Origin of the sequence: Pseudomonas sp. KCJK9016 (genome assembly GCF_046231795.1) — a bacterium.
Taxonomy (GTDB): domain Bacteria; phylum Pseudomonadota; class Gammaproteobacteria; order Pseudomonadales; family Pseudomonadaceae; genus Aquipseudomonas; species Aquipseudomonas bananamidigenes.
In genome coordinates, this window is record NZ_JBJJMM010000005.1 from 84,358 (window position 1) to 103,460 (window position 19,103).

18 protein-coding genes and 1 pseudogene are annotated in these 19,103 nt (G+C 59.4%); 12 read left to right on the forward strand and 7 right to left on the reverse strand.

From position 1 onward, the window contains the following. Positions 1-106: 106 nt before the first annotated feature. Together ACK6BI_RS06440 and ACK6BI_RS06445 are read right to left on the reverse strand one after the other, a co-directional pair. A complete protein-coding gene (locus ACK6BI_RS06440) occupies positions 107-2,035 on the reverse strand; it encodes an ATP-dependent DNA helicase RecQ (RefSeq protein WP_409316396.1) in 1,929 nt (642 codons plus the stop codon). A gap of 385 nt (positions 2,036-2,420) precedes the next feature. Continuing rightward, on the reverse strand, positions 2,421-2,924 hold the full coding sequence (locus tag ACK6BI_RS06445) for a polysaccharide deacetylase (RefSeq protein WP_409316397.1): 504 nt from the start codon (positions 2,922-2,924) through the stop codon (positions 2,421-2,423). Between the two features lie 296 nt (positions 2,925-3,220). Here ACK6BI_RS06445 and ACK6BI_RS06450 point away from each other — a divergent pair, with 296 nt between their 5' ends. The 5 genes and pseudogenes from ACK6BI_RS06450 (at position 3,221) to ACK6BI_RS06470 (ending at position 5,011) form a co-directional block, all read left to right on the forward strand. Further along, complete coding sequence (locus tag ACK6BI_RS06450; protein ID WP_409316398.1) at positions 3,221-3,502, forward strand: hypothetical protein; 282 nt, start codon at positions 3,221-3,223, stop codon at positions 3,500-3,502. Between the two features lie 206 nt (positions 3,503-3,708). After that, positions 3,709-3,951 (forward strand): annotated as a pseudogene (locus ACK6BI_RS06455) (hypothetical protein); the annotation flags it as partial. A 76-nt stretch (positions 3,952-4,027) separates the two neighbouring features. Then, complete coding sequence (locus tag ACK6BI_RS06460) at positions 4,028-4,243, forward strand: hypothetical protein (RefSeq protein WP_409316399.1); 216 nt, start codon at positions 4,028-4,030, stop codon at positions 4,241-4,243. Between the two features lies 1 nt (position 4,244). Continuing rightward, positions 4,245-4,415, forward strand: a complete 171-nt coding sequence (locus ACK6BI_RS06465; RefSeq protein WP_096821911.1) for a YhfG family protein — start codon at positions 4,245-4,247, stop codon at positions 4,413-4,415. Positions 4,416-4,471: 56 nt separating this feature from the next. Beyond that, positions 4,472-5,011 (forward strand): Fic/DOC family protein, encoded by a 540-nt coding sequence (locus tag ACK6BI_RS06470; protein WP_409316400.1) that lies wholly within the window; start codon positions 4,472-4,474, stop codon positions 5,009-5,011. A 121-nt stretch (positions 5,012-5,132) separates the two neighbouring features. Here the strand turns inward: ACK6BI_RS06470 and ACK6BI_RS06475 are convergent, their stop codons facing one another. Further along, complete coding sequence (locus ACK6BI_RS06475) at positions 5,133-6,674, reverse strand: phosphoenolpyruvate carboxykinase (RefSeq protein ID WP_409316401.1); 1,542 nt, start codon at positions 6,672-6,674, stop codon at positions 5,133-5,135. A 181-nt stretch (positions 6,675-6,855) separates the two neighbouring features. Continuing rightward, positions 6,856-7,758 (reverse strand): Hsp33 family molecular chaperone HslO, encoded by a 903-nt coding sequence (gene hslO, locus ACK6BI_RS06480; RefSeq protein WP_409316402.1) that lies wholly within the window; start codon positions 7,756-7,758, stop codon positions 6,856-6,858. A 104-nt stretch (positions 7,759-7,862) separates the two neighbouring features. Between hslO and ACK6BI_RS06485 the strand changes: the two genes are divergently transcribed. Further along, the gene (locus ACK6BI_RS06485; RefSeq protein ID WP_409316403.1) at positions 7,863-8,663 is read left to right on the forward strand and encodes a phosphatase PAP2 family protein; all 801 of its coding nucleotides are present in this window, start codon (positions 7,863-7,865) and stop codon (positions 8,661-8,663) included. A gap of 66 nt (positions 8,664-8,729) precedes the next feature. On the opposite strand, the gene ACK6BI_RS06490 is transcribed toward ACK6BI_RS06485, so the two are convergent. After that, positions 8,730-9,137, reverse strand: a complete 408-nt coding sequence (locus ACK6BI_RS06490) for an RNA-binding S4 domain-containing protein (RefSeq protein WP_409316404.1) — start codon at positions 9,135-9,137, stop codon at positions 8,730-8,732. Between the two features lie 251 nt (positions 9,138-9,388). Here ACK6BI_RS06490 and ACK6BI_RS06495 point away from each other — a divergent pair, with 251 nt between their 5' ends. Next, positions 9,389-9,835: an ATP-dependent zinc protease gene (locus ACK6BI_RS06495; protein ID WP_169432582.1), complete on the forward strand. Its 447-nt coding sequence runs from the start codon at positions 9,389-9,391 to the stop codon at positions 9,833-9,835. Continuing rightward, positions 9,832-10,737 (forward strand): 30S ribosomal protein S6--L-glutamate ligase, encoded by a 906-nt coding sequence (rimK, locus tag ACK6BI_RS06500; RefSeq protein ID WP_065257794.1) that lies wholly within the window; start codon positions 9,832-9,834, stop codon positions 10,735-10,737. Before ACK6BI_RS06495 ends, rimK begins: the two co-directional genes overlap by 4 nt. A gap of 71 nt (positions 10,738-10,808) precedes the next feature. Here rimK and ACK6BI_RS06505 read toward each other — a convergent pair whose 3' ends face one another. Together ACK6BI_RS06505 and ompR are read right to left on the reverse strand one after the other, a co-directional pair. Further along, entirely contained in the window at positions 10,809-12,122 is a 1,314-nt protein-coding gene (locus tag ACK6BI_RS06505) for an ATP-binding protein (RefSeq protein WP_065257795.1), read from the reverse strand. A 112-nt stretch (positions 12,123-12,234) separates the two neighbouring features. After that, positions 12,235-12,975 carry a two-component system response regulator OmpR gene (gene ompR / locus ACK6BI_RS06510; protein WP_007952694.1) on the reverse strand — a complete coding sequence of 247 codons (741 nt, stop codon included), beginning with the start codon at positions 12,973-12,975 and terminating at the stop codon, positions 12,235-12,237. A gap of 361 nt (positions 12,976-13,336) precedes the next feature. On the opposite strand from ompR, the gene ACK6BI_RS06515 reads away from it, so the two are divergent. From ACK6BI_RS06515 to tauA, 4 genes are all read left to right on the forward strand, one after another. Then, positions 13,337-15,661 carry a Tex family protein gene (locus tag ACK6BI_RS06515; RefSeq protein ID WP_409316405.1) on the forward strand — a complete coding sequence of 775 codons (2,325 nt, stop codon included), beginning with the start codon at positions 13,337-13,339 and terminating at the stop codon, positions 15,659-15,661. Further along, entirely contained in the window at positions 15,661-16,044 is a 384-nt protein-coding gene (locus tag ACK6BI_RS06520; RefSeq protein ID WP_085684169.1) for a PaaI family thioesterase, read from the forward strand. The genes ACK6BI_RS06515 and ACK6BI_RS06520 overlap by 1 nt, the downstream gene beginning before the upstream one ends. A gap of 269 nt (positions 16,045-16,313) precedes the next feature. Next, on the forward strand, positions 16,314-17,897 hold the full coding sequence (gene gshA, locus ACK6BI_RS06525; RefSeq protein ID WP_409316406.1) for a glutamate--cysteine ligase: 1,584 nt from the start codon (positions 16,314-16,316) through the stop codon (positions 17,895-17,897). Positions 17,898-18,115: 218 nt separating this feature from the next. Further along, a complete protein-coding gene (tauA, locus tag ACK6BI_RS06530) occupies positions 18,116-19,093 on the forward strand; it encodes a taurine ABC transporter substrate-binding protein (RefSeq protein WP_114881015.1) in 978 nt (325 codons plus the stop codon). Positions 19,094-19,103: the final 10 nt, after the last annotated feature.

The following is a 19,103-nucleotide window of genomic DNA, read 5'->3' on the forward strand; positions in this document are numbered from 1 at the left end:
GTTCTCTTGTTGAAGACCCGAAGACAGCCTTCACCATAGTCAGCCACCGAACATTTTTGAAGTTCACTACCGTGATGACCGATATTCAGCAGATGAATTCGCCGCTTCAGAGGTGCGTCTGAGCCCACGCCCGCACCTCCGCATAGGGATAGTCCTCCAGCGCTGCATACCCGGAGAGGGTCCGCGCCTTGAGTTTGGTGAACAGCGGGACACTGATCCCGCACAGAAACCGCGTCAGACGTTCCGCCGAAGGAACACACCCGGTCTGTTGCTCGTGCCTGTGGATAAAGTCGCCACACAATGCCGGGAAACTCTTATCCACAAGCGCCGGCAACTCCGGAGGTGCCGGTAGCCGGGCAACCTGCCCGTGACACACAGAGCAATGCCCGCAATGCGCCGGGGCATCGTGATCGCCGAAATACTCCGCCAGTCGATGGCCCAGGCAGCGTTCGGTGGCGAACAGTTCGAGCATCCCGTGAATCCGCGCCACTTCGGCCTGTTCGTGACGGACAAAATATTCATGCAACTCGCCACTCAAGGCATGACTGTCGAACGAGTCGTCCAGGACGTTGTAGACCTCGGTCATCTGTTTGCTTTCCAGCTCGACCCAGCCCTTTTCCTGGAAGTAATCCAGGGCCTTTACCACACGGTTGCGCTCTGCCGAATACTGCGTATACATCGCTTCGAAGTTCACCGTGGCCCAGGTCCGCGCGCGGCTTGAGGTCTGGATGATCGCCGCGACGAAATCCCTGCGCTCACCCTCAAACCGCTCAAGCAACGCCTCGGGCTCCAGCAGGTACTTGAAACGATATTCGGCGTAATACGCGTAGCGCGGGGCAATCAGCCCCCGCAGCTCCAGTTGTACCAGCAACGTCTTCAGTGGCAGCGCACGAATGTTGCTCTGATCCGCTAGCGGCCCGAGCAGAAATTCCCATTGGCCTTCAGGCGCAGCGGCCTGCAACTCCTCCAGCACATGGCGAATGCCATCGCGCTCCGGCGTGTCGCCGTAGACGAAGTTTTCCAGCACATTGAGGCTGTCGCGGTTGGCCAGCACCAGGCAGTCGGAGGGTTGCCCGTCTCGCCCGGCGCGGCCGATTTCCTGGCTGTAGTTTTCGATGGATTTGGGAAGGTCGAAATGCACCACGTTGCGGATGTCGCTCTTGTCGATGCCCATACCGAATGCGATGGTCGCGACAATGCAATTGGACTGCCCGTCCATGAAGCGCTTCTGGATCACCTCCCGTTGCTCGTGGGGCAGACCGGCATGATAAGCCTCGGCCTGAATGCCATTGCGATTCAGATGCTCGGCAATGTACTCGGCGGTTTTCTGCAGGGTGACATAGACGATGCTCGGCTGGCCCGCCCGCGCGGCCATCCACTCCACCAGCCGTCGACGCTTGTTCTCGCCGCGCACCGGTTCCACCAGCAGATTGAGATTGGGCCGATAGAAACCGGTGGTGACCACATCCTCGGCGGCGATGGCGAATTTCGCCTGCATGTCGGCGATGACTTTCGGCGTTGCCGTTGCGGTCAGCAGCAGGGTCTGCGGGATGTTGAACTGGCGCTGGTAGTCCGGCAGCTTGAGGTAGTCGGGCCGGAAGTTGTGGCCCCATTCGGAGATGCAGTGCGCCTCATCCACCACCAGCAGCGAGATTGGCACCTGCTGCAAAAAATTGCGGAAGCGCTCGTTCTTCAAGCGCTCCACGGAAATCATCAAGATCTTCAGCTCCCCGGAACGGGCACGGGTCATCACATCATTGGCGTCTTCGCGACTCTGCGCAGAGTCGATGCTGCCTGCCGAAATACCGTGACGCTGCAGGAATGCGAGCTGATCCTGCATCAGCGCCAGTAACGGCGAGACCACCAACGTCAGGTGTGGCAACAGGAGAGCCGGCACCTGGTAGCAAAGGGATTTGCCGGAGCCAGTGGGAAAGATCGCCGCCGCCGAACGCCCGGCCAGCACAGCGCTGATTGCCGCCTCCTGACCGGGTCGAAACTGTGGATAACCGAAAACCTGTTCCAGGGTGTTGTGCATGCGCTGTCACTCCGTTGACCGCTGTGATGCCAACAGCCTAGCGGGCGATCGCAGCGAGTCGAGAAAAGGTCGGGGGCAAATCGATACGGGATGATACAGCGTCGGCGGCCCTGTCACGGGATCAAACAAATGAAACACTTTGTTCATCGCCATGTGAGTCGACCCGAGGGTAATGTCCGTCACGCTTCGAGCCAGGAAGGCCGATGCCTGTGGATTTTTATCAAGGAATGAACATGCCGAATCTATTGAAACGCCCCCTCGCCCTGATCCTCGCATCCCTGCTGCTGGGTGGATGCACGCCCTCTCCCGACAACTTTCCACCACCTTGGGCATCCGCCATGACAGCGGGTGCAACCACTTCGGTCTGACACCCGCAAACCCAGCGTCACGGCCGTAACACGGCCACCCGCAGTTGCTCATCCAGCACCCGCTCATGCACGTTCAGGCTCTTGCTTGCCCACTGTGCATGAGCCGGGCTGATATCGCCCGTGAATGCCGCCGCCAACTGACGCAAGTCCGCGACACTGCGTACCCGTGGGCAAAACGCTTGTTCGTCGCAACTCTGGCTGGCGTTGTGATAAGTGTCGAGCAAGCGATCCCACAGGCCGTCGCGCACCTGCCGGATCGACTTGAGCTGCATCTGCTGCACACCCAATCGTTGTTTGAGTCCCGTTTCGTCCAACGCTTCGCTGGCCAGGAGGGCCTTGCCGAAGATCAGCACTTGCGCACGGGAGGCTGTGTCGATGTTGTCCTGAGTGGTGAGCGCGTCCGGCCAGCCGCTGCGCTCCAGATTGGCCAGTGCCAATCCGTTGCCCGCATCGGAGGCCATCGTCAAACGACAAGCACAGGCCAACAGCAAAATAATCGAGGCCATTCGTAGCCACTGCATACCCAATTCCCTTTAAGCGTGTGTCGGACGTCTGGAAACGCCCTACGGATTCTGGCGCGCACCATACAGAGGTTTAACGGGAATCGCCCGACAAAAACGTCGGAAATTTCCCTGCTCAGGGTTTTGCTGTGAAAAAGATGCAAAAGCGCGTAGGGCAAATACCCGAACGCCGGAAAAACCCCTACGAACTCTGTCCATCGTGGCTGTATTGTCCCGCTCGAGGGCACCCTTCTATAGTGGCCGGCGCGGCTGAAAACACTGTATCGGCCCGCGACTTCGTAAGGACACACCCGATCATGAACATGTTCAAACCGCTGGACACCCGATACCGCGCACTCACAACCAGCTACAGCGACACGCCCGTGCTGGTCATTGATACCGAAGCGAGCCACCGCGATCTCCTCGATGCCGCCGATCAGCGACTGCGTGCAGCCAACAACCTGCTGGAAACGCTTTACTGCCTGTGTTTCAAACAGGCCGATGTAAAGGACATCCCCAATATCGTCAGTGTGCTCTATCTGCTGACTCAGGACGGCTGTGACTTGCTGGAAGTTGCCAGACAACGAACAAATAACTAACGCCGCCAGCCAAACTTAGAAAGTTCACAAAAACACTTCGCTTCCATTACTGCAAAGTTCAGTACCAGCCTGCTTGCTCTTTCATCAACCAAGAGCAAAAACATGACTACGCTGACTATTTTCTTTTGCGGTACAGGTTCCACACAGTTTGATAATGCCCATGGAAACTATTGGGATGGTGAACTGGTTTCCACCCGCAAACCGCGACCGGCACCAAGCCCCTGGTCATCGACACCGATGCCAACCCGCAAGACATCCTCGAATGCGCCGTCCAGCGCCTGCGTGCTTCCAGTGACCTGCTGCAGACCCTCTACTGCCTCTGCTTCAAACACGCCGACGTGGAAGACATCCCGCACATCACCCATGCACTCTATCTGCTGACCAAAGACGGCTGTGACTTGCTGCAAGTCGCCCAGCAGAAAATGCTCAGCTGGAAAGCCCCGGCCTGAAGCCGAGTGAATCGAATCGCTCTCAGGCACTACCTGAGAGCGATGGAAAAAACGCAATCAAACAATGGAGATTCTCATGAGAAAATTTTTTGATGAGCTGATGGAAAGCGTCAAACAGGCAGATGAATTTTTCGCCGCGAGCACCGAACCGACTGCCAATCGAGTATCGATGGATTTCCCAAAGAACCCCATCAACCCAATGATAGGCAACACATATGTAAGCATCGAAAATCCCGACCGATCCGGGAACACGATTGCGCTACACTGGAACCCAGCACAAAGAGGCATATGACATGAGCGAGTTGACGTTCCAGCAAAAACAGGCTTATTACGACAAGGTCCGCCGGTCCAACTATCTGGCGAGTCTGCGGCTTGAAGGCTTTGACACCACCCGTGCCGACGCTGAAAAACCGCTTCCTTCGCGGGAATCGGTTATCGAAAAATATCGTCAAAACGGCCGTTAATGGTGGACAAGTACGGGGTTGGGCAAGACCCTTATTGTTAGCCCAGCACTGACGTTTTGCGTAATTTGCTCAACATCCATTGCGAAGAACAGCTTCAAAAAGCAGAGCGAGAGCTCTCTGAAATCGCAATCAGCCGATTTCATCTTCTCCCCCCTCCTTATGACCTCAGCCGCTTGCAGCACGTCCATGAAGTGCTTTTTTGCGACGTCTATGATTGGGCTGGACTGCTGCGTACCGTTAATATCCAAAAAGGCGAAACATTTTTTTGCACGGCGGAGAGGATCCTCCCGGAAGCTCACAAAATTTTTCTCTCTATGGAACGCTCCGCATGGTTCGAGGGGCTGGAAAGATCAGATCTCGTAGTAAAAGTTGCCGAAGCCTACGGCGATCTGAACATCATTCATCCTTTTCGTGAAGGCAATGGTCGTGCCCAACGCATTCTTTTTGAGCACATCATCAATGCTGGTTTTGCAGTAGATTGGTGGTTGATCAAGGATGAAGCCTGGATTCCGGCAAACATCGATGCTGTGGCATGCGATTACCGGGGCCTTGAGGCAATTTTTGATCGCTGCATTGGCGAAAAGCTTGCGTCTTAAGTAGCAAAATTCTGGCAGTTCACACCGTTTCGTGCGCGAATACTGGTACTTACTCGATAACTGACCACCCACAAAAAAGCCGCCCCTGAGAGGCGGCTTTTTCATTCACCAGAACCAGGTCTTACAACTTGGGCCCCGCAGCCTTGATCGCGTCGCTCACGTCGAACTTCTTGAAGTTCTCGATGAACAGACCGGCCAGAGCTTTGGCAGCCTCGTCGTACGCAGCCTTGTCAGCCCAGGTGTTGCGCGGGTTGAGCAGGCTGGTTTCAACGCCCGGTACGGCCAGTGGCACGTCCAGGTTGATGGTGTCCAGGTGTTCGGTTTCGGCACCGACCAGGGCACCGCTCTGGATCGCAGCGATCACGGCGCGGGTGGTCGGGATGTTGAAGCGTTTGCCGACGCCGTAGCCACCACCGGTCCAGCCGGTGTTGACCAGGTAGACCTTGGAGCCGAAGCCCTTGATGCGCTTGATCAGCAGTTCAGCGTATTCGCCAGCCGGACGCGGGAAGAACGGTGCGCCGAAGCAGGTGGAGAAGGTCGACTTGATGCCGCTGCCCGAACCCATTTCAGTCGAGCCCACCAGTGCGGTGTAGCCGGACAGGAAGTGGTAGGCCGCCTGCTCGTTGTTCAGGATCGACACTGGCGGCAGTACGCCGGTCAGGTCGCAGGTCAGGAAGATCACAGCGTTCGGCTCGCCGCCCAGGTTCTTCTCGGAACGCTTGGCAACGTGCTCCAGCGGGTAGGCTGCGCGGCTGTTCTGGGTCAGGCTGACATCGGCGTAGTCGGCGTGCTTGGCATCGTCGATCACGACGTTTTCCAGCACGGCGCCGTGCTTGATGGCTTTCCAGATGACCGGCTCGTTCTTCTCGGACAGGTCGATGCACTTGGCGTAGCAGCCGCCCTCGATGTTGAAGACAACGCCTTCACCCCAGCCGTGTTCGTCGTCACCGATCAGGTAACGGCTTTCGTCGGCGGACAGGGTGGTCTTGCCGGTGCCGGACAGACCGAAGAACAGGGTCACGTCGCCGGCTTCGCCGATGTTGGCGGCGCAGTGCATTGGCAGAACGTCGGAAGCCGGCAGCAGGAAGTTCTGCACCGAGAACATGGCTTTCTTCATTTCACCGGCGTAACGCATGCCGGCGATCAGCACTTTTTTCTGCGCGAAGTTGAGAATCACGCAACCATCGGAGTTGGTGCCGTCACGCTCGGGCACGCACTCGAAGTTGGCCACGTTCAGCACTTGCCACTCTTCACGACCGGCCGGGTTGTACTGGGCCGGGTTGATGAACAGGCAACGACCGAACAGGTTCTGCCAGGCAGTCTGCGTGGTCATCTTCACGGCCAGGTAGTGATCTTCGGCCGCGCCTACATGCACGTGGGAAACGAAATGCTCTTGCGCGTTGTTGAATGCCTCGACGCGAGCCCACAGCGCGTCGAACTTGTCGGCCGGGAACTTGCGGTTGATCGGGCCCCAGGCGATGGCGTCCTGGGTGGAAGGCTCTTCAACGATGAAACGGTCGACTGGCGAACGTCCGGTGCGGTGACCGGTGCGAACAACCAGAGCGCCGGTATCGGCAAGCTCGCCTTCACCGCGTTTCAGGGCTTCTTTGACCAGATCATCAACACTCAGATCGGTGTACACGGCGTTATTGGCTTGCGTCATGAGGTTCCCCGTCGGCCAGTGGCCGAGTGTGCTCCAAACGTTTTGTAGTAGAAAGTCGTGCACTACTACCGCGAAAAAAGTGGGCCGGATTATGCCAGAAAAGCCCAAAAAGAGTAGGGCCCTCCCGTCGTAACGGCGTTATTCCGTCGTTGAGCAGTGAATTTACCTGCGCTGAACCGTTTTAGTGCCGGGTATCTGACGGCGTCTCGACACCCGCACCCGCGAACAATTGAGCGATATCCGCTGCATCGAACACGTAGCGCTGGTTGCAGAATTGGCAATCGATCTCGACGCGGCCACCCTGTTCGGCCACCAATTGCTGCGCATCCTCCAGACCCAGGCTGACCAGCGCGTTGCCCGAGCGCTCACGGGAGCAACTGCAGTGGAAGCGCAGTTTCTGCGCATCGAACAGCCGTACCTGCTCTTCATGGTAGAGGCGATGCAGAACCGTTTCGTTGTCCAGGCTCAACAATTCATCGGCGGTCAGGGTATTGCCCAGTGCGGTGATGTGCTGCCAGCTGGCGGCGCGTTCTTCTTCATCCTTCAGGCGGTCGGCCGGCAGTTGTTGCAGCATGAGGCCACGAGCACGACGACCATCGGCGCACAGCTTGAAGCGAGTGCCAACCTGCTGGGACATGACGAAGTAGTTGGTGAAGCAATCGGACAGGGTTTCGCCGTCGAGGTCGACGATGCCCTGATAACGCTGGCCGACCGCCGGGTCGATCGTCAGGGCCAGAACACCGTTGGGCATCAGGTCGGCCAGGGTCGCATCGGCGCCGATCAGATCAGCCTCGTACCGAGCCAGGCCACGGATTTCACGCTCGCTGGAGCATTCGATCATCAGCAGGGGAATCGGGCCTTCGGAGCGCGCCTGGAGAATCAGCAAGCCATCGAATTTCAGGGTGCCCACCAGCAGCGCCGCGGCAGCCATCAGTTCACCCAGCAGTTGCGCAACCGGCTCGGGATACGGGTGCTTGGCGAGCACCTCGGCATAGCTGCGCTCCAGCGACACCAGTTCGCCGCGTGTGTCGCTGTCATCGAAGATGAAGCGTTGGGTGTAATCGGTATCGAGGAAATCGGTCATAGGTCTAGGTATCTGAATTTAATGACAAAAATGTTGCAAAGAATGAAAATTCCGCGCTTCCGGCATCGATTTTGATGCCTGTGTTCAGCCACGGGAGGCATTTTATGAACAATCCGGGTTTGTTCCAATCAAGGTGGAACCTCGGCCGGCTGGTTCTGTGCAATGCGGTGCCATTGGCACTTCTGGCTTTCTGGTTATGGCCTACGGGTCAGATGCTGTGTGTGATTTTCGACGAGTGGCTGTTCCGCTCACTCAACACACCGCTGGCCAGCAACCCCATATGGCTCCACATATGGGCAATTGCAAGTCTGCGTCCGTTCGACATTGTCGTCGGACTGATTCTGCTGACGCTGCTGATCAAGGGCGACTGGGTATTCAGGGCGATTGACGTACGCCGCGCCTTCTTCGGCTTTTTCTCGATCCTGCTGCTGATGGTGGTGATTCGCGCGCTGTTTTCCAAGCTCGCCGGCCACATGGGCTGGCAGCACAACAGCCCCTCCATGGTGCTCGAAGGTGCCGTGCACCTCAGCGATTATTTTCCGCATCTGGAAAAGACGTTTGAGCTGAAGGATCGCTCAAGCCAGAGTTTTCCCGGTGATCATGCTTCTGTGCTGCTGATCTGGGCGTTGTTCATGGGTGTGTTCAGGCGCACTGTCGGCCAGTTTCTGACGATCTGGGGTCTGGCGCTGCTGTTCATGCTGCCGCGTCTGGTGGCCGGTGCGCACTGGGGCCAGGACGATTACATCGGTGGCCTGCTGCTGGCGGTGTGGGCACTGGGCTGGGGTTACTACACACCGTTTGCCTATCACGCGGCGAACTTCTGGTTGAAGGTCACATCGCCGGTTTTCCGGCTGCTGGGCAAACTGCCGGTGATTTCGCGGATGAGTGTGGTGGCGCTCCGATAAATCGATGCGCCTGAAAAGATCGAAGCCTGCGGCGCTCCTTCGGGAGCGCATGCAGGCTGCGATTTTTTATTCGTTGCCACTGTTCCCACGAAATTTAAACAGATCCCGCCGTTGCTTCTTGCTCGGTTTGCCATCGGTCGTCACGCCCATCGCCCCGGCCTTGCGCATCGCTGCAGCGGCTTCACGCTTGGCGATACTGGCGTCGGTTTCCGCATACAGCGTCTGGGCTTCCGGCGCGCCGCGACGTACGATCGACAGGGCTTGCACTACGACGGTCTTCTCATCGAAGCCGGTACGAATTTCCAATTCATCGCCGATGCGTGGCTCTTTGCCAGGCTTGCAGCGCTCCCCCCGACAATGCACCTTGCCGCTTTCAATGGCGGCTTTGGCCAAGGCACGGGTCTTGAAAAAGCGTGCAGCCCACAGCCATTTATCGAGACGGACCTTGTCGTCCTCTTCGCTTTTTTGTGCCATGGAATTTCCTCATTCTGAAATATTGATGAACTGTACTACCGTTTCTGTCGTGCCATGAATTGTGCTGTCTCGGATTACAATCCACACATTCCGGGACGTGTTTGATAAGGCGCAAATTCTGGCCGCAGATATCTGTCGCCTTTTATCCATTATTCTGCGTGAATACCGCGGATGCGGCTCCCTGCGGGCCGATCGGCTTTCACCGGTTGAGCATTTTTTTGAAGACATTTGACCATTTGACCGTTGTCGGTCTGCGCGAGTGGGTGGCGCTCCCGGATCTGGGAGTCGCAGGCCTTCGGGCAAAAATCGACACCGGCGCCAGCACCTCCAGCCTGCATGCCACCGACATCGAACCGTTCGAACGGGACGGCGAGAAGTGGGTGCGTTTCACCGCGCATCTGGGCACGGTGGTGCAGTTGCGTCACCGGCGTTGCGAAGCGCCTCTGGTCACCCGCAAGACCATCAAGAGCTCCAACGGCCAGGCCCAGGTGCGCTACGTGATCAGCACCACACTGGCCCTCGGTGACCGGGTATGGCCGGTGGAATTCACCCTCGCCTGCCGCAAGTCCATGCGCTATCGCCTGTTGCTCGGCTCGAAAGCCCTGATCGACGGCCAGCTGGTGGTCAATCCGGGCATCAAGTATGTACAAGACAAGCCGGTGTTCCCGGTATCTACCTCCTCCACAGGTGTTGCATGAAGATCGCTGTGCTGTCGCGCAATCCGCGTCTGTATTCCACCCGCCGTCTGGTCGAAGCCGGAACCGAACGCGGGCATGAAATGGTCGTGATCGATACCTTGCGCGCCTACATGAACATCGCCAGCCACAAACCGCAGATCCACTATCGCGGCAAGCCGCTGGAAGGTTTCGATGCGGTGATTCCGCGGATCGGTGCATCGGTCACGTTCTATGGCTGCGCGGTACTGCGTCAGTTCGAAATGATGGGGGTTTTTCCTCTCAATGAATCGGTAGCCATCGCCCGCTCCCGGGACAAGCTGCGTTCGCTGCAACTGTTGTCACGTCGCGGAATCGGCCTGCCGGTGACCGGCTTCGCCCACTCGCCCGACGACATTCCCGACCTGATCGACATGGTCAACGGCGCGCCGCTGGTGATCAAGGTGCTCGAAGGCACCCAGGGCATCGGGGTGGTTCTGTGCGAAACCGCGACGGCGGCGGAGTCGGTGATCGAGGCGTTCATGGGCCTGAAGCAGAACATCATGGTGCAGGAATACATCAAGGAAGCGGGCGGTGCGGACATCCGCTGCTTCGTGGTCGGCGACAAGGTGATTGCGGCGATGAAACGCCAGGCCAAGCCGGGGGAATTCCGCTCCAACCTGCACCGCGGTGGCAGTGCCAGCCTGATCAAGATCACCCCGGAAGAGCGCATGACCGCACTGCGCGCCGCCAAGGTGATGGGTCTGACGGTGGCAGGCGTGGATATCCTGCGCTCCAATCACGGACCGCTGGTGATGGAGGTGAACTCATCGCCGGGTCTGGAAGGCATCGAAACCACCACCGGCAAGAACGTGGCAGGGATCATCATCGAGCACCTCGAAAAGAACGGTGGCCCGAACATGACCCGCACCAAGGGCAAAGGATAAAAAAACAGCAGCGAGCTACGAGCTGCAAGCGGCGAGCAAAATCGGCTTTTGCTTGCGGCTCGGAGCTGCTCTCAAACGGCATCCCTTGGCAGCATCAATCCCAGTGGCAACCGCACCCGCGCCTCCAGCCCACCACCGGAACGGTTGCGCAGCTCGACATTGCCACCGTGCATCGATGCAATCCGCTTCACGATCGCCAGCCCCAGCCCGGTGCCCTTCCCGCCTCGTGCGCGATCACCACGGGTGAAAGGGTTGAAGATCGCCTCGAGCTCCGACGGATCGATCCCCGCCCCACGGTCCATCACGCTCAACACCACATACGGCGCACTGTTGTCACCCGACACGTAGGCCGCGACTTCGACGCTGCCTCCCGCATGGTTCAAGGCATTGCCGATCAAGTTGTTCAGCAGGCGTTTCATCGACACGCGGCGCAGCGGAAACGGCTGGATCGGTTCCAGACGCAAGCGCACCTTCTCTTCGCTCTGGTTGTATGGCGCTGCGACCTCACGCACCAGATCGCTCAGATCAACTTCTTCCACCGACTCGTCCCGACCATCACGAATGAACGCGAGGAACTGATCGAGAATCGCGTCCATGTCTTCGATGTCGCGCACCATGTCGTCGGTCAGGTCGGTGCGGTCGCCCATCAATTCCAGCGAGAGCCGCAGTCGTGTCAGTGGCGTGCGCAAGTCGTGGGAAACACCGGCCAGCATCAGCTCGCGCTCACGCCCGGCCTGTTCGACGTCTTCGGCCATCTGGTTGAAGGCGCGATACACCTCGGTCATTTCGCTGGGTGTATCACTGATCGGCAGACGCACGCTACGGCCCTGCCCCAGTTGCCGCGCCGCATAAACAAGACGCTTCAAGGGCTGGTTGAGCTGGCTGACGAAAATCCATGCAGAGGCGGTCGAGAGTAAACCGATGGCAAGGAACCAGCCGAGCACGTTCCAGATTTTCTGGCCGCGCAACGGATGCGGATACAGCGGCACTTTCAGCCAGCCATCACCCAGGCTTGGTGCACGCACCCACAGTGCCGGCGGTGAATGCATGCGCAGCCGGACTTCGGTATCGGCCCCCAGTTCCGCCTGCATCTGCCGCTGATAGATCTCACTGTAGGGCCAGTGCTGTTCGCCTTCCGGCACGCCTGCACCTATCACCCGGATCAGGGTCGCGGCATCGGCGATCTTCGCGCGGTTTTCTTCATCGGCCGCCCAATAGGCACGCAGCGTCAGGGCGACGCCGTGACTGTACTGACGGTCAACCAGCACGTCCTCGTTCATCAGCAGATAAACCAGGGTCAGGGCCTTGGAGAACAATACGACGATGAGCACCAGCCAGAGGGTGCGGGAGAAAAAGCTTTGGGGGAACCAGACAGGGGTTTTCATGGATAACCGCTACGCGCTTGCAGGAGCGAGCAATGCTCGCATATTGCAGATAGCGGGTCTGTTGGCGCAGCGCTTCGCGTTTGCCCCCGGACCCGCTCCTGCAAATCAGCCGTCACTTGGTGGAGTTGCCATCCGGCACGAATACATAACCCACGCCCCAGACAGTCTGGATGTAGCGCGGCTTGGACGGATCGGGTTCGATCATCCGGCGCAGACGGGAAATCTGCACGTCGATGGAGCGCTCCAGGGCATCCCACTCCCGGCCACGGGCCAGGTTCATCAGTTTGTCGCGGGTCAGCGGCTGACGGGCATTCATCACCAAAGCCTTGAGCACCGCAAACTCACCGGTGGTGAGCATGTGTACTTCGTCACCGCGCTTGAGTTCGCGGGTGGCCAGGGACAGCACATAGTCGCCGAACGTGACGTTTTCCTCTTCACTGCCCGGCGCACCCGGCACCGGTGCAGCCTGACGGCGCAGCACGGCTTTGACGCGGGCCATCAGCTCGTCCGGGTTGAACGGCTTGGCCAGGTAGTCGTCGGCGCCCAGTTCCAGGCCCTTGATACGACTCAGCTCGTCCCCCTTGGCGGTAAGCATGATGATCGGGATCTGGTTGTTCGCGCCACGCAGGCGACGGCAAGCGGTCAGACCGTCTTCGCCCGGCAGCATCAGGTCGAGAACGACCAGGTTGAATACTTCACGAGACAGCAGACGATCCATCTGCTCGGTGTTCGGTACGGCGCGGGCACGGTAGCCCTTGCTGACGAAGAAGCGTTCCAGCAGGCTGCTCAGCCCCGGATCGTCGTCAACAATAAGAATTTTTTCGCCTTCAGCAGTTTGTGCAGTGCTGCTCATTGGATGCTCCTTTTAGCTCGGCGCGCATTATGGCGTAGCTGCCGTTATACGCACCGTGTGCATTGTTAGCAGATTTTTCCTTCACTGCCAGAAAACCGGGGCTTGAGCCTACAGACCGTGTCGCCCCCGAATGACAGAACGCCGGTTATAATGCGCGGCCTTTTGAGTCAGGCAACGTCTGAATCGTTACCGCAGGTGGCCGTCCCTTATTTTCATGGGCGTCGCAGTAATTGTTCGATTTCACGGGTCAACGGAATGCCTTTTGACCCAGGCAGCGGCCGTGAGCGAGCCGCCCCACCAGACTCCGGGCCTTCATTTACGTGCCTGCGAGCCTGCTTTTCACAATTTGTCAGGTGGTTTTATGGACAGCATCAACAGCCGCATCGCCGAGGAACTCGGCGTACGCCCGCAACAGGTCGAAGCGGCCGTCGCGCTACTCGATGAAGGCTCAACAGTTCCCTTCATCGCCCGTTACCGGAAAGAAGTGACCGGCAGCCTCGATGACACTCAACTGCGTCATCTGGAAGAGCGTCTGCGCTACCTGCGAGAACTCGACGAACGGCGCGTCAGCATCCTCGCCAGCATTCAGGAGCAGGGAAAACTCACCCCTGAGCTGGAGCGCGAAATCAAACTCGCCGACACCAAGACACGCCTCGAAGACTTGTACCTGCCGTACAAGCAAAAACGCCGCACCAAGGGCCAGATCGCCCTGGAAGCCGGCCTCGGCGAGCTGGCCGACGGCCTGTTCAACGACCCGAACCTGGCCCCGGAGACCGAGGCCGCGCGCTTCATCAACGCCGAAAAAGGCGTGGTGGACATCAAGGCTGCGCTGGAAGGCGCCAAGTACATCCTCATGGAGCGTTTTGCCGAAGACGCCAACCTGCTGGAAAAACTGCGCAACTATTTGAAGCAGGAAGCCACCCTCAGTGCCCGCGTGATCGCCGGCAAGGAGGAGGAAGGCGCCAAGTTCCGCGATTACTTCGAACACGACGAGCCGCTGAAAGGCGTGCCGTCGCACCGCGCGCTAGCGATTTTCCGTGGCCGCAATGAAGGCATTCTCAGTTCCGCGCTGAAAGTCGGCGAAGAGCTGCCGGGCACTTTGCACCCGTGCGAAGGCATGATCGGCCAGCACGTCGGCATCCAGAACCAGAACCGTCCAGCCGACAAATGGCTGGGTGAAGTGGTGCGCTGGACCTGGAAGGTCAAGCTCTACACCCACCTGGAAACCGACCTGCTGGGCGAACTGCGCGACGGCGCCGAAGCCGAAGCGATCAACGTTTTCGCCCACAACCTGCACGACCTGCTGCTGGCCGCTCCGGCCGGCCCACGCGCCACCCTGGGCCTCGACCCGGGCCTGCGCACCGGTTGCAAGGTTGCGGTAGTCGACGCCACCGGCAAGCTGCTGGACCACACCACGGTCTATCCACACGTGCCGCACAACAAATGGGACCAGACCATCGCGATTCTGGCCGCCCTGTGCGCCAAGCACTCGGTTGACCTGATCGCCATCGGCAACGGCACCGCCAGCCGTGAAACCGACAAGCTGGCCATCGAGCTGATCAAAAAATATCCAGCGATGAAAATGACCAAGGTCATGGTCTCCGAAGCCGGCGCATCGGTGTATTCGGCATCGGAACTGGCAGCCAGGGAGTTTCCGGATCTGGACGTGTCGATCCGTGGCGCCGTGTCCATCGCCCGTCGCCTACAGGACCCGCTGGCCGAACTGGTGAAGATCGATCCGAAATCCATCGGTGTCGGCCAGTACCAGCACGACGTGTCGCAATTGAAACTGGCGCGTGGCCTGGATGCCGTGGTCGAAGACTGCGTGAACGCCGTGGGCGTGGACGTGAACACCGCGTCGGTGGCGCTGCTGGCGCGGATCTCCGGCCTCAACGCGACCCTGGCGCAGAACATCGTGACTCACCGTGACGAACACGGCGCGTTCAAGACTCGCGCCGCGCTGAAGAAAGTCGCGCGTCTGGGCGAGAAAACCTTCGAACAGGCCGCCGGCTTCCTGCGCGTGATGAACGGCGACAACCCGCTGGACGCTTCGGCCGTTCACCCGGAAGCCTACCCGCTGGTGCAACGCATCGCCGCCGAAACCGACCGCGACATTCGCTCGCTGATCGGCGACGCCGGGTTCCTCAAGCGTCTGGATCCGAAGAAATTCACCGACGAGACCTTCGGTCTGCCAACGGTCACCGACATCCTGCAGGAACTGGAAAAACCGGGCCGCGACCCGCGTCCGGAGTTCAAGACCGCCGAGTTCCAGGAAGGCGTCGAGGACCTGAAAGACCTGCAACCGGGGATGATCCTCGAAGGCGTGGTGACCAACGTCACAGCGTTCGGTGCGTTCGTCGACATCGGCGTTCACCAGGACGGTCTGGTGCACATCTCGGCGTTGTCGGAGAAGTTCATCAAGGACCCACGCGAAGCGGTGAAGGCCGGTGACGTGGTGAAAGTGAAGGTCATGGAAGTCGACATCCCGCGCAAACGCGTCGGCCTATCGATGCGCATGAGCGACACCCCGGGCGAGAAAGTCGACGGTGCCCGCGGCTCGCGTCCGGGCTCGGCGCCACGCCAGTCGCAGGGTTCGGCTCCGCGCAAGGAGAGCACCCCGGCTGCCCCGGCGAACAACGCCATGGCCTCGCTGTTCGCCAACGCCAAGCAGTTGAAGAAACGCTGATGGAAATTCCGGCCGGGCTCGTCGAGAGCGCGTTTTTCAAGTTGTTGGGCTGTCGCCTGCACAGCCTGGAAACCGGGGTGGCGCAAGTCGCCCTGGCGCTGGAACCGGAACTGCGCAACCGCGGTGGCAAGCTGCACGGCGGCGCGCTGTTCAGTCTGGTCGACATCGCCATGGGGCTGGCCTGCTCCAGCACCCACGGCTTTGACCAGCAGAGCGCGACCATCGAGTGCAAGATCAACTACATCCGCGCCGTCTCCGAAGGCGAGGTGATCTGCACGGCCCGGGTGATCCACCCGGGCCGGCGCACGCTGGTGGTCGAAGCCGACGTGATGCAGGGCGACAAACTGGTCGCAAAAGCACAAGGCACGTTCGCTGTCTTGTAGCTAGTCGTCATCGATTTGGGTTAATTTCGGCGCAACGACCCCTGTGGGAGCGAGCCTGCTCGCGAAGTAGGTGTATCAGCGATGAAAATATTGCCTGACAAACCGCCTTCGCGAGCAGGCTCGCTCCCACAAGGATTGCGCAGTTATTGACTGACCGGCAAATGGCCTGCCGCTTCAAAACCAGGCGAAAACGCCAGTTTCAACTTCACCCTTGTAGACCGTCCTGCCCACCCCCATATTGGGGCGACTGACGCGTGAAGGAATCCAAATTGAGCGAACTTCTCAACCGCCGCCTGGCTCTGCTCGGTGAGCGCGCCAACCTCTCCCTGCTCCAACAGTGTCTGCACGGCATCGAACGCGAATGCCTGCGCGTGACCGGCGAGGGTCGACTGGCGCAAACGCCGCACCCCGAAAGCCTGGGTTCCGCGCTGACCAACGAACAGATCACCACCGACTACTCCGAGTCGCTGCTGGAATTCATCACCCCCGCCCTGTCCGACCCGGCCGATACCCTGGCCAGCCTGGACAGGATTCATCGCTTCGCCTACAGCAAGCTCGGCAACGAGTACCTGTGGAGTCCATCGATGCCGTGCCCGCTGCCGGCCGAGGAAGACATCCCGATCGCCTATTACGGCACCTCCAACATCGGTCAGCTCAAATACGTCTACCGCAAGGGCCTGGCCCTGCGTTACGGCAAGACCATGCAGTGCATCGCCGGGATTCACTACAATTTTTCCCTGCCGGAAAAGCTCTGGCCGTTGCTCAAAGAAGCCGAAGGCTTCGTCGGCACCGACCGGGATTTCCAGTCGTCATCCTATATCGCGCTGATCCGCAACTTCCGTCGCTACAGCTGGCTGCTGATGTACCTGTTCGGCGCTTCGCCGGCATTGGATGCAGGTTTCCTGCGGGGCCGTCCGCACCAGTTGGAACAGTTCGATGCGGACACCCTGTACCTGCCCTACGCCACCAGCCTGCGCATGAGCGACCTCGGTTACCAGAGCAACGCCCAGGCGGGCCTGACCCCGTGCTACAACGACCTGTCGAGCTACACCGACAGTCTGCGCAAGGCTGTGGCCACGCCGTACGCACCGTACGTGGAAATCGGCACGCACCAGGATGGCGAATGGGTGCAACTCAATACCAACATCCTGCAGATCGAAAACGAGTACTACTCCAATATCCGCCCGAAACGCGTGACCTACACCGGCGAGCGGCCGATTCAGGCCCTGATGGCCCGTGGCATCCAGTACGTCGAAGTGCGCTGCCTGGACATCAACCCGTTCCTGCCGATGGGCATTGACGTCACCGAGTCGCGCTTCCTCGACGCATTCCTGTTGTACTGCGCGTTGAACGACAGCCCGCTGCTGACCAACATCAGCTGCGGCAATGCCACTTCCAACTTCCTCAGCGTGGTCAAGGAAGGTCGGCGTCCGGGCCTGCAACTGCAGCGTGATGGCCAGCCAGTCGATTTGAAGGAATGGGCGACAGAACTGTTGGAAAACATTGCTCCGCTGGCAGCGATGCTCGATCAGAGCCATGGCGGCGATGCCCACAGCAAGGCCCTCGACGCGCAACTGGCCAAGGTCAGGGACTCGACACTGACGCCATCGGCCCAGGTGCTGGCAGCCATGACCGAACACAAGGAAAGCTTCGCGCAATTCTCCCTGCGGCAGAGCCAGGTTCACGCCGAGTTCTTCCGCAGCGAGCCGTTGGCCGCTGACGAGCAAGCAAAGTTCGAAGAACTGGCACGCTCGTCGCTGGCGCAGCAGGCTGAGCTGGAGCAGAACGAGGTCGGCGATTTTGACGTGTTTGTCGGGTCGTACCAGGCGAGCATTCTGGCGATCAGCAACTGACATCAGAAGGTTCTTCGAACCTTTTCGCGAGCAGGCTCGCTCCCACATCAGATCGCAGTCTTCTGTGGGAGCGAGCCTGCTCGCGAATGGCCGCCCAGCGGTCACGCTCAAATTTTTCTGCTCATAAGCTAAGTCTAAAAAGTTATTTATTTTTAGTTTCTTAGATCATTTAGTCTCCTTTCATGCCGACGCCCGGTCGCCTGATATGGAGCTCTTCTATGAAACTGAATGTACCGCTTCGCCTGCTGGCCGTGGCCTCTCTGGCTGCCGCGAGCTTCCTGGCCCAGGCCGCCGACCTGACCGTCGCCTACCAGACCACCGTCGACCCGGCTAAAGTCGCCCAGGCCGATGGCGCCTACGAGAAAGCCACCAAGGCCGACATCAGCTGGCGCAAGTTCGACAACGGCGCGGACGTCATCTCGGCCATCGCCTCCGGCGATGTGCAGATCGGTTACCTCGGCTCCAGCCCGCTGACCGCTGCCGTCACCCGCAAAGTCCCGGTAGAAACCTTCCTCATCGCCACCCAGATCGGCGCCGCCGAAGCATTGGTCGCCCGCGACGGCTCCGGCATCAAGACGCCGCAGGATCTGGTCGGCAAGAAAATCGCCGTGCCGTTCGTGTCCACCGGCCACTACAGCCTGCTCGCCGCGCTGAAGCACTGGAACATCGATCCTTCCAAAGTCACCGTCCTCAACCTCGCCCCGCCAGCGATCATTGCCGCGTGGAAACGCGGTGACATTGACGCCACCTACGTCTGGGATCCGGCGCTGGGTGTGGCCAAGGAAAACGGCAAAGTGCTGATCACCTCCGGCGAACTCGCCAAATTCGGTGCGCCGACCTTCGACGCCTGGATCGTGCGCAAGGACTTCGCCGAGAAGCATCCGGAAATCGTCACCGCATTCGCCAAGGTCACCCTCGACGCCTACGCCGACTACCGCAAAGACCCGAAAGCCTGGATCGCCAACCAGAGCAACGTCGACAAACTGGTGAAGCTCTCCGGTGCCAAGGCCAGCGACATTCCATTGCTGCTGCAAGGCAACGTCTACCCGCTGGCGGCGGATCAGGTCAGTGACCTCGGTGCGCCGACCACCAAAGCCATCACCGACACCGCAGCGTTCCTCAAGGAACAAGGCAAGGTCGAAGCGGTTCTGCCGGACTACGCGCCGTACGTCACCCCCAAGTACATCACCAACTGATCCGGAGTTA